Below are 13,376 nucleotides of genomic sequence, written 5' to 3' on the forward strand. Positions count from 1 at the left end.
ACCCCGGTTTCCCGGCCCGAAACTGTCGGTGCCTGCCGGTAACGTTGAAACCGGGGGTCCCCCTCGCGGCCTGGGCCGGATTTACTTGTTCACGTCGCGGACCGCGCCGGTGTCGGCCGAGGTCGCCATGCGGGCGTACGCGCGCAGGGCCGCCGTCACCGGGCGCTGGCGCTCCTTCGGCTGCCACGGGCGCTCCGAGGCCTCCATCTTCGAGCGGCGCTCGGCCAGGATCTCCGGGTCGACCAGCAGCTCCAGGCGACGCTCGTGGATGTCCAGCAGGATCCGGTCGCCGTTCTCCACCAGGGCGATCAGGCCGCCCGCCGCGGCCTCCGGGGAGATGTGGCCGACCGAGATCCCCGACGAGCCGCCCGAGAAGCGGCCGTCCGTGATCAGGGCGCACTTCTTGCCCAGGCCCGAACCCTTGAGGAACGCCGTCGGGTGCAGCATCTCCTGCATGCCCGGGCCGCCCGCCGGACCTTCGTAGCGGATCACCAGGACCTCGCCCGGCTGGATCTCCTTCTTGAGGATCGCCGACACGGCCTCCTCCTGGCTCTCCAGCACCCGCGCCGGGCCCTCGAAGTGCCAGAGGTCCTCGTCGATGCCCGCGGCCTTGATCACCGCGCCGTTCTCGGCGAGGTTGCCGCGCAGGATCGCCAGGCCGCCGTCCTTCGTGTACGCGTGCTCGACGTCGCGGATGCAGCCGCCCGCCGCGTCCGTGTCCAGCGACGACCAGCGGTTCTCCGTCGAGAACGCCTGCGTCGTGCGGACGCCGCCCGGCGCCGCGTGGAACAGCTCCAGGGCAGTGGCAGAAGGCGACTCGGCCCGGATGTCCCAGGTGGAAAGCCAGGAGTCGATGTCGTCGGAGTGCACCGAGCGGACGTCGGTGTTCAGCAGCCCGCCGCGGTACAGCTCGCCCAGGATGGCCGGGATTCCGCCCGCCCGGTGGACGTCTTCCATGTGGTAGTCCGAGTTCGGCGCCACCTTCGACAGGCACGGCACGCGGCGGCCGATCGCGTCGATGTCGGCGATCGTGAAGTCGACCTCGCCCTCCTGCGCGGCGGCGAGGATGTGCAGCACCGTGTTCGTCGAGCCGCCCATGGCCATGTCGAGGGCCATCGCGTTCTCGAACGCCGCCTTCGACGCGATCGAGCGCGGCAGCACCGAGTCGTCGTCCTGCTCGTACCACTTGCGGCACAGCTCGACGACCGTGCGTCCGGCCTCCTCGAACAGCGCGCGGCGCGCGGCGTGCGTCGCCAGCGTGGAGCCGTTGCCCGGCAGGGAGAGGCCGAGCGCCTCGGTGAGGCAGTTCATCGAGTTCGCGGTGAACATGCCGGAGCACGAGCCGCAGGTCGGACACGCCGAGCGCTCGACGATCGACAGACCGTCTTCGTCGACCTCGGGGCTGGCCGACGCCGCGATCGCGGTGATCAGGTCGGTCGGCGCCTGCGCGACACCGCCCACGACCACGGCCTTTCCGGCTTCCATCGGGCCGCCGGAGACGAACACGACCGGGATGTTCAGCCGCATCGCGGCGTTGAGCATGCCCGGGGTGATCTTGTCACAGTTGGAGATGCAGACGAGGGCGTCGGCCTGGTGCGCGTTGACCATGTACTCGACCGAGTCGGCGATGATCTCGCGCGAGGGCAGCGAGTAGAGCATGCCGGAGTGGCCCATGGCGATGCCGTCGTCGACGGCGATCGTGTGGAACTCGCGCGCGACACCGCCGGCTTCCTTGACCGCGTCGGCGACGATCTCGCCGAGGTCCTTGAGGTGCACGTGGCCGGGCACGAACTGCGTGTAGGAGTTGGCGATCGCGACGATCGGCTTGCCGAAGTCGCTGTCGGTCATGCCGGTGGCGCGCCAGAGCGAGCGGGCGCCCGCCGCGTTGCGGCCGTGGGTGGTGGTCCGGGAACGGAGAGGCGGCACGGCGAACTCCCAGGTCGGATGGTGGGCCAGGCGGAGGTTCGGGACACTCCGGCGAAACTGGTCCTACCAATTTAACCTGTCCGGCGCAGCCGGTCCGTTGAGGGTGGTGGTGGGGCGGGGACCGGGTGGACCACGGGCGTCCGGGGTCACTCGCTGGGCGAGGTCTCCGGCTTCGCGGGCTTGATGTCCTCGGGCTCCAGCAGCCCGCTCGGGTCGGCCACCAGCCCTTCGCTGACCAGCGACAGCACCGGCAGGTGCCGCGTGCGGACCGTCGGCAGCGGCACCTTCGTGTCGTCCTTCAGCACCGCCTGGACGCGCGACTTGGTGATCGCGAGGCCCTTCAGCGCCGACCACGGCACGTCGCGCTTGCCGAACATCGTCCGGGTCGACAGGCCTTCGCGGTTCGCGATCGTGCGCGTCCGGATCACGAAGACGAGCAGCACGATCGGGAAGATGTAGAGCCACTGCAGGTACGGGATCTCCCCGAGAGCGATCGGCGTCACACAGATCGTCAGGAGGGCGATCGCCATGTACGACGTGCGGGGGATGCGGAAGACGGCCTTCCGGCCTTCGTCCTGCTCTTTTTCGGCCACGCCGAAATGGTGCACCGCCGCTCCGGGCCGCCCGAACCCGGGTGACGTCTGCCGGGCGGGTGTCCACAATGCGGACTCACCATCCCGCAGAGTTGACACTCGCGAGACCTTCGGACTAGCGTCACCCGCGTGACACCGCTGACCGGCCTCGTACTTCCCAAGCGCGTCGACGCTTAGGGAAGACTTTCCGCTGCGTCGACGCGCGACCCTCGTGCGACCTTACGGTCGGCGAGGGTTTTTTGTTGCCCGAGGCAAGAGAATCCTGGCCCCACCGCACAAAACCGACCCGAACGAGTGACACCGAGACCCACGAGGCAGACCCCGATGACCAGTGCCACAAATCCGACGAAGCCGGGCCCCACGCCCGGCGCTCCCGGAGCACGTCCGAAGCCGGCGCCACCGGCGGGAACCCCGGTGCGCGTCACCGGCGCCCAGTCGCTCGTGCGTTCGCTCGAGGCGGTCGGCGCCGAGGTGGTCTTCGGCATTCCGGGCGGCACGATCCTGCCGGCCTACGACCCGCTGCTGGACTCGACGAAGGTCCGCCACGTCCTGGTCCGCCACGAGCAGGGCGCGGGCCACGCGGCCACCGGGTACGCGCAGGCCACCGGCAAGGTCGGCGTCTGCATGGCGACGTCGGGCCCGGGCGCGACCAACCTGGTCACCCCGCTCGCCGACGCCAACATGGACTCCGTCCCGGTCGTGGCCATCACCGGCCAGCAGAGCCGGGCGCTGATCGGCACCGACGCGTTCCAGGAAGCCGACATCTGCGGCATCACCATGCCGATCACCAAGCACAACTTCCTCGTCACGGACCCCGCGGAGATCCCGCGGACGATCGCCGAGGCGTTCCACCTGGCGTCCACGGGCCGACCCGGCCCGGTGCTGGTGGACATCCCCAAGGACGTGCTGCAGGAGATGACGTCGTTCTCCTGGCCGACCGAGCTGCGGCTGCCGGGCTACCGCCCCACGCTGCGCCCGCACGGCAAGCAGGTCCGCGAAGCCGCGAAGCTCGTCGCGAAGTCGCGCCGCCCGGTGCTGTACGTCGGGGGTGGCGTCATCAAGGCGGAGGCGCACGAGCAGCTGAAGCAGCTCGCCGAGCTGACGAACATCCCCGTCGTCACCACGCTGATGGCGCGCGGCGCGTTCCCCGACTCGCACCCGCAGCACCTCGGCATGCCGGGCATGCACGGCTCGGTCGCCGCCGTCGCCGCGATGCAGCGCGCCGACCTGCTGATCGCGCTCGGCGCGCGGTTCGACGACCGCGTCACCGGGCAGCTGTCGTCGTTCGCCCCGGACGCCGCGATCGTGCACGCCGACATCGACCCGGCCGAGATCTCCAAGAACCGCAAGGCCGACGTCCCGATCGTGGGCGACTGCAAGGAGATCATCGGTGAGCTGATCACCGCCGTGCAGACGGAGTTCGAGCACGGCGGCCAGCCGGACCTGACCGACTGGTGGACCCAGGCCGACGACTGGCGCAAGACCTACCCGGCCGGGTACGAGTGGCCCGACGACGGTTCGCTGTCGCCGCAGTACGTCATCGAGCGGATCGGTGAGCTCGTCGGGCCGGACGCGGTGTACGCCGCCGGGGTCGGCCAGCACCAGATGTGGGCCGCGCAGTTCGTCAAGTACGAGAACCCGCGCACCTGGATCAACTCCGGCGGTCTCGGCACCATGGGCTACGCGGTGCCCGCGGCGATGGGCGCGCAGTTCGGCGTCCCCGGCACCCCGGTGTGGGCGATCGACGGCGACGGCTGCTTCCAGATGACCAACCAGGAGCTGGCCACCTGCGCCATCGAGGGCGCGCCGATCAAGGTCGCCGTCATCAACAACGGCAACCTGGGCATGGTCCGGCAGTGGCAGAACCTCTTCTACTCGGAGCGGTACTCCAACACCGACCTCGGCACGCACAAGCACCGCATCCCGGACTTCGTGCTGCTGGCCGAGGCGCTCGGCTGCGCGGGCCTGCGCTGCGAGACGAAGGAAGACGTCGACGCCACCATCCGCCGCGCGATGGAGATCAACGACCGCCCCGTCGTGATCGACTTCGTCGTGGGGAAGGATGCCCAGGTGTGGCCGATGGTCGCCGCGGGCACCGGCAACGACGAGATCATGGCGGTCCGGGGCATCCGGCCGCTGTTCGACGACGACGAGGTTTCGGTCGAGACGGTCCAGGAAGACACAGCAGCCCATGCCGCTGGGGAAGGTGAGCGCTGAGATGACCGTCCACACCCTGAGCGTCCTGGTCGAGAACAAGCCCGGTGTGCTCGCGCGCGTCTCGGGCCTGTTCTCCCGCCGCGGGTTCAACATCGAGTCCCTCGCCGTCGGGCCCACGGAAAACCCCGAGGTGTCCCGCATGACGATCGTGGTCGCCGTGGAAGAGCTACCGCTCGAACAGGTGACGAAGCAGCTCAACAAGCTGGTCAACGTGATCAAGATCGTCGAGCTGGAGCAGTCGACCGCCGTGCAGCGCGAACTGCTGCTCGTGAAGGTTCGCGCCGACAACACCGTGCGCAGCCAGGTCCTCGAAACCGTCCAGCTCTTCCGCGCCAAGGTGGTGGACGTCTCTCCCGAGGCACTCACCGTCGAGGCGACCGGGACGTCCGACAAGATCGGTGCGCTGCTGCGGATGCTGGAGCCGTATGGCATCCGCGAGCTCGTGCAGTCCGGCATGGTCGCGGTGGGCCGAGGCGCCCGTTCGATCACCGCCACCTCCCCGCGTTGAGAATGTAAGTCAGGAAAGGAAGCAGTAACCCCCATGGCAGTGGAAATCTTCTACGACGACGACGCCGACCTCTCGATCATCCAGGGGCGCAAGGTCGCCGTGATCGGCTACGGCAGCCAGGGCCACGCCCACTCGCTGAGCCTGCGCGACTCCGGCGTCGACGTCCGCATCGGCCTGCCCGAGGGGTCCAAGTCGCGGGCGAAGGCCGAGGAGCAGGGCCTGCGTGTGCTGTCCCCGGCCGAGGCGTCGGCCGAGGCCGACCTGATCATGATCCTGGCTCCGGACACGAAGCAGCGCTTCATCTACGAGCAGGACATCGCGCCGAACCTCAAGGACGGCGACGCGATCTTCTTCGGGCACGGCTTCAACATCCGCTACGACCTGATCAAGCCGCCGGCAGGCGTGGACGTCGCCATGGTCGCCCCCAAGGGCCCGGGTCACCTCGTGCGCCGCCAGTTCGTCGACGGCAAGGGTGTCCCGGCGCTCATCGCGGTCGAGCAGGACGCCACCGGCAACGCCCAGGCGCTCGCGCTCTCCTACGCGGCCGCCATCGGTGGCGCCCGCGCCGGTGTTATCAAGACGACCTTCACCGAGGAGACCGAGACCGACCTCTTCGGCGAGCAGGCCGTGCTCTGCGGTGGCGCGTCCGCGCTGGTGCAGACCGGGTTCGAGGTGCTCACCGAGGCCGGCTACGCCCCGGAGATCGCCTACTTCGAGGTGCTGCACGAGCTGAAGCTGATCGTCGACCTCATGTACGAGGGCGGCATCGCGCGCCAGCGCTACTCGATCTCCGACACCGCCGAGTACGGCGACCTGACCCGCGGCCCGCGCGTCATCTCGCCGGCGGTCAAGGAAGAGATGAAGAAGATCCTCGGCGAGATCCAGGACGGCACGTTCGCCCGCGAGTGGGTCGCCGAGGACGAGGCCGGCCGGCCGAACTTCACCAAGCTCGAGGAGCAGGGCAACCAGCACCCGATCGAGGCGACCGGCAAGAAGCTGCGCGACCTGATGTCGTGGGTGGACCGGCCGATCACCGAGACCGCCTGAGTCTTTTTTCCAGGACGCTGAAGGGGACGCCCGCTCCGGGCGTCCCCTTCAGTGCTTTCAGTGGCCGTTTCGCTACGCTTGCGACATGAGTGAGCAGCCGGTCGACGACAAGGCGCACATCCGGCACCACCTGGACTTCACCCAGGCCGACTGGATCCGGGCCGAGCCCGAGGGGGTCACCCTCGACGACTGCGTCGAGTACGCCTTCATCGAGCACACCGACGGTGTCACCTACACCGCAATGCGGCAGTCGTCGAAGCCGGACGGCGTCATCCTCGTCTTCACGCCGGGGGAGTGGGACGCGTTCGTGAAGGGCGTCCGCGACGGCGAGTTCGACCTGCCCGAGGACCTCGCGGAGGCCTAGACCTTCGCCGCCAGCCCGGGGATCTGGCCGAGGTCCCCGGCGATGCCGAGGTGGTCGCCGTAGTCGCGGGACTCGACGACCAGGCCGTCTCGCACGCGCATCGAGAAGATGTTGGCGATCCGCACCGGCTTCCCGGCGTATTCGCCCTGGTAGGCGAACTCGCCGATCAGCACCTCCGGATCGGCGCCGTGGTAGGTGACCAGGTCCGCGACCGCGAACCGGGGGTTCAGCGCCTTGCCCGCCGTGAAGTGCTCGCGCAGCTCGTCCCGCGTCCGCACCACGGCCGATCCCGGCAGGAACGGGTGCGTCACATGGGTTTCTTCCGCGTACAGGTCCGGGAGCTCGTCCCAGCGGCCGCCGGCCACGCCGTGCACCAGCTTTTCGAACACCGTGCCCGCGCTCTCCGGTGTGACCGGTGACAGCTCCCGGGGCGGCGCCTGTTCGTACGCCTTGACGAGCTGGTCGACGCCGTCGTCGAGCACGGCCAGCCGCAGGTAGTCGTGGTAGTCGCGGGAATGGACGATCAGGCCGTCGCGCACGCGCAGCACCTGGATGTTGGCCGTCGTGGTCGACCGGCCGGTTTCGACGGACTCGGCGTCGTAGTCGTATTCGGCGACGATCACCTCGGGGTCTGTGGTCTCGTGGACGACCACGTTCCTGCGCTTGAGCCGGACGGACGCGGCGAGAGTGCCGACGAAACGCTCGTGGACGGCGTCGCGGCCTTCGAGGCGCGTCGGCCGCGGGACGGCCTGGGGGTGTTCGACGACGGTGTCCTCGGCGTAGAGCGCGGACAGCTCGGCGAAGCGCCCTTCGCTGATGCCGTCGGACAGGGCGTCGAAGACGTCTCGGGGGCTGGTCATGAGTCCTCCCAGTGGGCAAAACGGAGTCTGTAGTCCGTCTCCGAAGATACGGACTACAGACTCCGGTTGTCTACAGGGTGCGCAGGAGCTCGTGCGCGGCCGGCTGCTCGCAGTGCTCCGCCCAGCCTTCCGGCGTGCTGTCGAAGAGACCATCGCGCGCGCCGAGGTCGGCGCCGCCGTCGACGAGGAGCCGGATCGCTTCGAGGTGCCCGGACTGAGCGGCCAGATGCAAGGCCGTCACGTGCTCGCCGTGTCCCGGGCCGCCGAAGGTGCCAGGCCGGTTCACGTCGGCGCCGAGGTCCAGCAGCGTCCGAATCGCGGCGAGCTTGCCCGTTGCCGCCGCCCAGGCGAGCGCGGTGCCGCGGTAGACGTCCGCGTCGACATCGGCGCCGTGCTCGGCCAGGGTGCGCAAGGCGTCGGCGCGGTTGTTGCGGGCCGCCCACGCGACGGCTTCGTCGCGGACTTCGGCCGGGTCGTCCGTCGGCCGCCACTTCGGGAAACCGCTGTGCGGGCGGTAGAACCCGCGGTGAGCACCGGCGGCGGGGTTTCCGGGTCGCAGGAGCTCGCCGAGGAGGTCTGCGTGGCCGAGCCCGGCCGCGACGCGCAGGTTGCCGGGCGCCAGGCTGCGAGCGGCCAGTTTCCCCGCCGCCAGGCGATGCCCCCAGAACAGCGCGACGACCAGGGGAGTGCCGCCGTCGCCGCGCGCGGAAACGTCGACCGGGGCGCCCGCCGCGAGCAGGACGTCGACAAGTCGCGCGCGGTTGCTGTAGGCGGCCTGGTGCAGCGGCGTCCAGCCGTGGACGTTGCCGTGTGCCGGGTCGGCGCCGTGGTCGAGGAGGATCCGGCTGAGCCGCTCGTCGTGAGTCGCCCCGGCCATGCCGAGCAGGTCGTTGCCGTTGGTGCCGCGGGCGGTGACCAGGCCGGGGAACTCCGTCAGGAGCGCCTCCAGGGCCTCGGGATCCCGCGCTTCGACCGCGCGGTAGGCCCGCGCGAACGGCTCCCCACTGTCCACAAGGGACTTGACGTGGTTCTGGAGTGCGCGCCAGGAGTCAAAACCGTGCTCACGCGCGACGACCGTGAAGGCGCCCGCCTGGGTCAGCGGCTGGGCCCAGCGTTCGAACGGCTCGCGAGCGCCGGGTGTCTCGTCCTCGGCCGAGGCGAGCAGGCCGAGCGCGCGCTCGGCGTAGTAGTGGACGTCCTGGTGGTACGGGTGCTGCAGCGTTTCGCCGTGTTCGGTGACGCGCCGGACGTACGCCTGCAGCTTCGGCCAGCTCGGGAAGCCGTGGTCCCGGGCGATCCGGAACTGCGCTTCGGAGAGCTTGACGCCTTCGGCGCGTGCGACGTCCTTCGCGCGTTTGCGCAGCTGGACCAGGCTGGGTCGGGCGGGCAGTGTGCCCATCGTGCCTTCCTTCCCTCGTCGCCCGTGGTCCGCCGGCACCGGGCAGGAAAGAAGGTGCGGAGCTGGTGGTGCGGTGGAGCGGGGGTGGGCTCGGCCCTTTCCGCGGACGGGGCGCGGCCCTCACCGCGCCCCGTCACCCTACCCCCGCGTGCGGGAAGGGGCATCGAGCGTGACGGGAGGGGCATCACGCGTGATCGGAAGGGCATCACGCGTGATTGGAGGGGCATCGAGCGTGATGCCCCTCCAATCACAGGTGATGCCCGTCAGGACACGAGTGATGCCCCTCGGATCACGTCGGCCAGGCGGCGGTAGGAGTCCTTCGTAGGGGCCAGGATCTGGACGCAGACGTGGTCGGCGCCCGCGTCGAGGTGGGCCCGGATCCGGTCGGCCGCCGCCTGTTCACCGGTCGCGACGATCGCGTCGACCAGGCGGTCGCTGCCGCCGTCGGCGAGGTCCTCGTCGGTGAAACCGAGCCGGCGCAGGTTCGTGCGGTGGTGCTGCGCCAGCGTCACGTACCCGGCGACGTGCTCTCGGGCGACGTCCGGCGCGGCGTCCAGGAGCACCGCCTGCTCGACGGCCAGGTACTTGCCCGGGCCGAGCCGGTCGCGCGCCATCGCCGTGTGCTCCGGCGGGACGAAGTACGGGTGGGCGCCGTCGGCGCGCTCGGCCGCCAGGTCCAACAGCTTCGGGCCCAGCGCCGCGAGCACCTTCAGCGGCCGCGGGGACGGCGGGGGCAGGCCGGGCAGCTCCGCCGCGTCCATCCCGTCCAGGTACTCGCGCAACGCCGTCAGCGGCCGCGCGCCCGGCCGGTGTCCGCCCAGCCCCGCGACGAACCGGCCCGGGTAGGCCTCGCCCAGGGCCCGGATCGCGCCTTCCGCCGCGAGCGGCGAACGCTGGTCGAACCGCGCGACCCCGGTCGCCACCGTGAGGCGTGACGTCGCCGCGAGCAGCAGGGCCGCCTGCGTGAACGCCTCCCGGCCGGCGTACTCGCCGAACCAGACGGCGTCGAAACCCAGCTCTTCGAGCTCGGCCGCCGTCTCGCGCACCTCGGAGACCGGCGCGCCGTCGAAGAACCGCCAGATCCCGACGCTCATCGGAGCACCGCCGGGGCCAGCTCGGCCAGGATGTCCACAGTGGACTCGAAGGTGGCCGCCGACGGCGTCAGGAGCACGTGGTCCGCGCCCGCGTCGAGCAGCTCGTCCAGGCGCTTCGCGATGGTTCCGCCGTCACCCCAGAGGACGAGGTCGTCGACGAACCGGTCGCTCGGCCCGCCGATGTCGGATTCGGTGTAACCGAGCCGTTTCCAGCCCGCGAGGTAGGCCGTGACGGCGTACTCGCGCAACTGCGCCACCTGCCGCCGCACGCTCTCCCGTGCGTCCTCGCGGGTGCCGAGCAGCACCGTCTGCTGGGGGATCAGCAGCTTGTCCGGCCCGAGGACCTCCCGGGCGTGCGGCGTGTGCCCGACGGGCTGGGCGAACGGGTGCGCGCCGTCGGCGTGGTCGCGCGACAGCTCCAGCATCTTCGGCCCGACGGCGGCCAGCACGCGCGGAAACGCCACCGTGGACGGGTTTTCGGCCGCGGCGGTGTCCATTTCGGACAGGTAGGCGCGCATCCGGTCGATCGGCCGGTACTCCTCGCCGCGCTTCGCCGCCTGGAACGCGTGCCCGATGCCGACCCCGAGCACGAACCGGCCGGGGTGGGCCTGGGCGAGGGTGGCGCCGCCCTTTTCGGCGGTCACCCCGGGCCGCGCCCAGACGTTGGCGATGCCGGTGCCGAGCACGACGTCCGGCACCGACGCGAGCAGGTCGCCGAACGCCGCGAACACTTCGCGGCCGCCCGGTCCTTCGCCGCTCCAGACCGAGCGGTAGCCGAGCCCGGCCAGCCGCCGGGTGGCCGCGCGCTCGACGTCCGCGGGGGTGTTCAGGGGTGCGCTCGGAAGCCAGGCGCCGATCGCGCCGAGCCGGGCGCGGGTGTCTTCGACCAGGGTCATCCTCGTCCCTCCAGTAATGTGAGGCTGCCTCCGGTTAATATACGGAGGCAGCCTCCGATTGGCTACCCGGTAGGGTCGGAAGGGCGATGACCGAAGTCAAGCCGATGCGCGCGGACGCCCGCCGCAACTACGAGCGCCTCCTGGAAGAGGCCCAGCGCGCCTTCGCCGAACACGGCGTCGAGGCGTCCCTGGAAGACATCGCGCGCCGCGCCGGGGTCGGCATCGGCACGCTCTACCGCCACTTCCCGACCCGCGAGGCCCTGCTCGAAACGTTGCTCCGGGCCCGGTTCGACGGCCAGGCTGAGCGGGCACGCGAGCTGCTCACCCACCCCGAGCCGTTGCGTGCGCTCCAGACCTGGCTGGCCGGTTTGGGGGACACCACCGGGACCTTCCGCGGCCTGGTCGAACTGACCGCCGACGCGCTGAACGACGAAACGTCACGCTTGTACGCTTCGTGCCACACAATGCGCGAGGCCGGTTCCCATCTAGTGGAACGTGCGAAGCGGGCGGGCGAGCTGCGCGCGGACGTCACGACGAACGAGCTGCTTCTGGTGCTCCACGCGGCTTCCTGGGCGGGCGCGCACCTGCCCGGCGAGGAAGGCATGCAGCGCCTGCTGGCTCTTGTTTTCGAGGGATTACGAGCGAGTTAACACCATGGGAAGCCAGGGGGCGGTCCAGCGGGTTAAACTCCGCCTCGACCGGGGCACAACGACGTGCTGATTCCGTCTGTCGACACACAGCGTCCTGGAAGTGACCAGATAGTGGGAGCCGCATCGTGAGCAAGCCCAGCAAGCCCGTCGTCCTCATCGCGGAAAAGCTCGCCCCCTCCGTGCTGAGTGTGTTCGGTGACGAGGTGGAGGTCCGGCACGTCGACGGCACGGACCGAGCCGCGCTGCTGGAGGCGGTGAAGAGCGCCGACGCGCTCCTGGTCCGGTCCGCGACCAAGGTCGACGCCGAGGTCCTCGGCGCCACCACGCAGCTCAAGGTCGTCGCCCGCGCCGGGGTCGGCCTGGACAACGTCGAGGTCCCCGCCGCCACCGAGCGCGGTGTCCTCGTCGTGAACGCCCCGACGTCGAACATCGTCTCCGCCGCCGAGCACGCCGTCGCGCTGCTGCTGGCGGTCGCGCGCCGGGTCCCGGCCGCCGACCAGAGCCTCCGCGGCGGCGAGTGGAAGCGCAGCTCGTTCTCCGGCGTCGAGCTGCAGGGCAAGACCGTCGGTGTGGTCGGCCTCGGCAAGATCGGCCAGCTGTTCGCGCAGCGCCTCGCCGCGTTCGACACGAAGCTGATCGCCTACGACCCCTACGTCTCGGCCGCGCGCGCCGCGCAGCTGGGCATCGAGCTCGTCACCCTCGACGAGCTGCTGACCCGCGCCGACGCCATCTCCATCCACCTGCCGAAGACGCCGGAGACCAAGGGCCTCATCGACGCCGAGGCGCTGAAGAAGACCAAGCCGGGCGTCATCATCGTGAACGCCGCCCGCGGCGGCCTGATCGTCGAGCAGGACCTGGCCGACGCGCTGCGCGCGGGTCACGTCGGCGGCGCCGGCGTCGACGTCTTCGTCACCGAGCCGACCACGGCCAGCCCGCTGTTCGAGCTGCCGAACGTCGTCGTCACCCCGCACCTGGGCGCGTCCACCGCCGAGGCGCAGGACCGCGCGGGCACCGACGTCGCGAGGTCGGTGCTGCTGGCCCTGCGCGGCGACTTCGTGCCGGACGCGGTGAACGTCTCCGGCGGCGGCGCCGTCGGCGAGCACGTCCGCCCGTACCTGTCGCTGGTGCAGAAGCTCGGCATGCTGCTCACCGCGCTGAACCCGAAGGCGCCGAGCACGGTCGACGTCGTGGTCAAGGGCGAGATCTCCGCCGAGGACACCGGCGTGCTGCAGCTCGCGGCGCTGCGCGGGGTCTTCACCGGCGTGGTCGAGGACCAGGTCACGTTCGTCAACGCGCCTCAGCTCGCCGAGAAGCTCGGCGTTCAGGTGCAGCTGACCACCGAGTCGGAGAGCCCCAAGTTCCGCAGCCTGGTCACCGTCCGCGCGGTGCACGCCGACGGCCAGGTGCTGACGGTCTCCGGTTCCTGCACCGGCCTGGACGAGGTCGAGAAGCTCGTCGAAGTCAACGGCCGCGGCTTCGACCTGCGCGCCGAGGGCACCGTGCTGCTGGTCGAGTACCCGGACCGCCCGGGTGTGATGGGCCGCGTCGGCACGCTGCTCGGCGAGGCCGGCATCAACATCGAGGCCGCGCAGATCAGCCAGACCACCGACGGCTCCGACGCGGTTATGCTGCTGCGCGTCGACCGCCACATCGACGCGCACCTGCTGGAGCCGATCGGCGCCTCGGTGGGCGCGCACACGATCCGCGCCGTCGACTTCAACTGACCCGAAACGGTGAAGGCCCCTTCACCCCGAAGGGGCCTTCACCGGGCAATCACATTCACATAACGGAGTCCTTTGCCTACGTAAGTAGGTGATTTGGG

The 13,376-nt window shown here is 70.5% G+C and carries 12 protein-coding genes; 6 read left to right on the top strand and 6 right to left on the bottom strand.

The annotated features are described in order from the left end of the window. Positions 1–81: 81 nt before the first annotated feature. Entirely contained in the window at positions 82–1,926 is a 1,845-nt protein-coding gene (gene ilvD, locus ACZ61C_RS25080; RefSeq protein WP_465310260.1) for a dihydroxy-acid dehydratase, read from the bottom strand. Positions 1,927–2,072: 146 nt separating this feature from the next. After that, positions 2,073–2,519, bottom strand: coding sequence for a PH domain-containing protein (locus tag ACZ61C_RS25085; protein ID WP_465310261.1), 447 nt, complete (start codon positions 2,517–2,519; stop codon positions 2,073–2,075). 414 nt (positions 2,520–2,933) lie between these two features. Here ACZ61C_RS25085 and ACZ61C_RS25090 point away from each other — a divergent pair, with 414 nt between their 5' ends. The 4 genes from ACZ61C_RS25090 to ACZ61C_RS25105 all read left to right on the top strand — a co-directional run bounded on the left by ACZ61C_RS25090 (position 2,934) and on the right by ACZ61C_RS25105 (position 6,655). Beyond that, positions 2,934–4,736: an acetolactate synthase large subunit gene (locus ACZ61C_RS25090; RefSeq protein ID WP_465310262.1), complete on the top strand. Its 1,803-nt coding sequence runs from the start codon at positions 2,934–2,936 to the stop codon at positions 4,734–4,736. Between the two features lies 1 nt (position 4,737). Beyond that, positions 4,738–5,244: an acetolactate synthase small subunit gene (ilvN, locus tag ACZ61C_RS25095; protein WP_086842284.1), complete on the top strand. Its 507-nt coding sequence runs from the start codon at positions 4,738–4,740 to the stop codon at positions 5,242–5,244. Between the two features lie 33 nt (positions 5,245–5,277). Beyond that, positions 5,278–6,291: a ketol-acid reductoisomerase gene (gene ilvC / locus ACZ61C_RS25100; RefSeq protein ID WP_465310263.1), complete on the top strand. Its 1,014-nt coding sequence runs from the start codon at positions 5,278–5,280 to the stop codon at positions 6,289–6,291. 85 nt (positions 6,292–6,376) lie between these two features. Further along, on the top strand, positions 6,377–6,655 hold the full coding sequence (locus tag ACZ61C_RS25105; RefSeq protein WP_465310264.1) for a DUF397 domain-containing protein: 279 nt from the start codon (positions 6,377–6,379) through the stop codon (positions 6,653–6,655). Here the strand turns inward: ACZ61C_RS25105 and ACZ61C_RS25110 are convergent. From ACZ61C_RS25110 to ACZ61C_RS25125, 4 genes are all read right to left on the bottom strand, one after another. Then, on the bottom strand, positions 6,652–7,515 hold the full coding sequence (locus ACZ61C_RS25110; protein WP_465310265.1) for a nuclear transport factor 2 family protein: 864 nt from the start codon (positions 7,513–7,515) through the stop codon (positions 6,652–6,654). The two genes, ACZ61C_RS25105 and ACZ61C_RS25110, sit on opposite strands and share 4 nt — an antisense overlap. Positions 7,516–7,585: 70 nt before the next feature. Then, positions 7,586–8,914, bottom strand: a complete 1,329-nt coding sequence (locus ACZ61C_RS25115) for an ankyrin repeat domain-containing protein (RefSeq protein ID WP_465310266.1) — start codon at positions 8,912–8,914, stop codon at positions 7,586–7,588. Between the two features lie 263 nt (positions 8,915–9,177). Further along, positions 9,178–10,008 (bottom strand): TIGR03620 family F420-dependent LLM class oxidoreductase, encoded by an 831-nt coding sequence (locus ACZ61C_RS25120; RefSeq protein ID WP_465310267.1) that lies wholly within the window; start codon positions 10,006–10,008, stop codon positions 9,178–9,180. Further along, positions 10,005–10,904, bottom strand: coding sequence for a TIGR03620 family F420-dependent LLM class oxidoreductase (locus ACZ61C_RS25125; protein ID WP_465310268.1), 900 nt, complete (start codon positions 10,902–10,904; stop codon positions 10,005–10,007). The genes ACZ61C_RS25120 and ACZ61C_RS25125 overlap by 4 nt, the downstream gene beginning before the upstream one ends. Positions 10,905–10,990: 86 nt before the next feature. On the opposite strand from ACZ61C_RS25125, the gene ACZ61C_RS25130 reads away from it, so the two are divergent. Beyond that, on the top strand, positions 10,991–11,554 hold the full coding sequence (locus tag ACZ61C_RS25130) for a TetR/AcrR family transcriptional regulator (protein WP_465310269.1): 564 nt from the start codon (positions 10,991–10,993) through the stop codon (positions 11,552–11,554). A 125-nt stretch (positions 11,555–11,679) separates the two neighbouring features. Continuing rightward, positions 11,680–13,278: a phosphoglycerate dehydrogenase gene (serA, locus tag ACZ61C_RS25135; RefSeq protein WP_465310270.1), complete on the top strand. Its 1,599-nt coding sequence runs from the start codon at positions 11,680–11,682 to the stop codon at positions 13,276–13,278. Positions 13,279–13,376 lie beyond the last annotated feature (98 nt).

This window comes from Amycolatopsis sp. NPDC104587, assembly GCF_055583645.1.

Bases quoted from the DNA above. Each gene is read 5' to 3' on its own strand.
- ACZ61C_RS25115 (WP_465310266.1), bottom strand. From the start codon at position 8,914: ATGGGCACACTGCCCGCCCGACCCAGCCTGGTCCAGCTGCGCAAACGC.
- ACZ61C_RS25130 (WP_465310269.1), top strand. From the start codon at position 10,991: ATGACCGAAGTCAAGCCGATGCGCGCGGACGCCCGCCGCAACTACGAG.
- ACZ61C_RS25110 (WP_465310265.1), bottom strand. From the start codon at position 7,515: ATGACCAGCCCCCGAGACGTCTTCGACGCCCTGTCCGACGGCATCAGC.
- ACZ61C_RS25105 (WP_465310264.1), top strand. From the start codon at position 6,377: ATGAGTGAGCAGCCGGTCGACGACAAGGCGCACATCCGGCACCACCTG.
- ACZ61C_RS25125 (WP_465310268.1), bottom strand. From the start codon at position 10,904: ATGACCCTGGTCGAAGACACCCGCGCCCGGCTCGGCGCGATCGGCGCC.
- ilvN (WP_086842284.1), top strand. From the start codon at position 4,738: ATGACCGTCCACACCCTGAGCGTCCTGGTCGAGAACAAGCCCGGTGTG.
- ACZ61C_RS25120 (WP_465310267.1), bottom strand. From the start codon at position 10,008: ATGAGCGTCGGGATCTGGCGGTTCTTCGACGGCGCGCCGGTCTCCGAG.
- ilvC (WP_465310263.1), top strand. From the start codon at position 5,278: ATGGCAGTGGAAATCTTCTACGACGACGACGCCGACCTCTCGATCATC.